Source organism: Phocaeicola sp. RTP21198st1_B8_RTP21198_201120, assembly GCF_040929485.1.
GTDB classification, from domain to species: Bacteria; Bacteroidota; Bacteroidia; order Bacteroidales; family Bacteroidaceae; genus Phocaeicola; species Phocaeicola dorei.
Window position 1 is genome coordinate 1 of record NZ_JBCOCI010000485.1, and the last position, 1,129, is coordinate 1,129.

The following is a 1,129-nucleotide window of genomic DNA, read 5'->3' on the forward strand; positions in this document are numbered from 1 at the left end:
GATATCTATATCGAAATAATCTTTCAAAGCACTCCGGTAGGCATCGTTGTGACCGGTTTTCAATGACACTTCGATATTTCCTCCCTCATGTGTATATTTGAAAGCATTGGAAAGGACATTCATCAATACTTTGTCAAAGTTATTTAGATCAATCCATACTTTCAGAGAATCAGCACCTTCCAGTTCTTTTTCGAAAGTAAATGTGATGTTCTTTTTTTGCGCTTGATAATTGAATGTTTGCATCAAGTCATTGATAAATCCTACGATGTCTGTTTCCCGGAATTTCAGATGCATTTGTCCTTTGTCCAGTTTTCGTATGTCCATCAGTTGATTGATCAGACGTAGAATACGTTGGGCATTCCGGTAAATCATGAGATAAACCGGTTGTTTCTCGGAATGTTCGGCTAACAGTTTCTCTAACGGGCTGATGATAAGAGTCATCGGGGTACGTATTTCATGTGAGATATTAATGAAGAATTGTAATTTGGCTTCGTTAATCTGTTCCATGTGTTTTTGTCGCATCACTTCTTGCCGGTGGCGGATACGTGACAGAATATACATGGTAAGAGCATAGATTAGTAATGCTCCGAGGCATCCCCAGATTACTTTTGCCCACCAGGTCTGGTACCAGGGTGGAGTGATGGCAATAGTAACTGTGCGGATATTAGAGAAATTATTATGGTCGCGTGCCTGTACGGAGAAAGTGTATTTCCCCGGTTTCAGACTGCTATAAGTCACCCGGTTTGTTCCCGGTTGCGTACTGATCCATTCATCGCCTAATTCTTTTATCTTATATTGATAACTAATCCGGTCGGGATTGCTGAATTCCAAAACAGAAAAATCAATGCTGAATGTATTTTCATTATATGCCAGTGTAAATTGCTCGGTATCCATGACAGCAGTATCAGTGATGACATTGTTGCCGGATTTATCCCCTTTTTTCACAGGGCGGTTAGCAACGTGAAAGCCGGTAATCAATACATTCATTTCTTTTTTGATTTCGGTGATATCCTGGGGGTAGAAAGCTGTTACTCCATTGGTACCTCCAAAAAATATCTTGCCGCGTTTATCTTTAAATACAGCAGTGCGCGTAAACTCATTTCCTTGCAGACCGTCGCCTGCATAATAG

1 protein-coding gene is annotated in these 1,129 nt (G+C 40.6%); it reads right to left on the reverse strand.

The genetic code is table 11. The features are described 5' to 3' along the window. On the reverse strand, positions 1 to 1,129 hold a 1,129-nt coding region (locus AB5935_RS27485), incomplete at both ends, for a triple tyrosine motif-containing protein (RefSeq protein ID WP_368328037.1).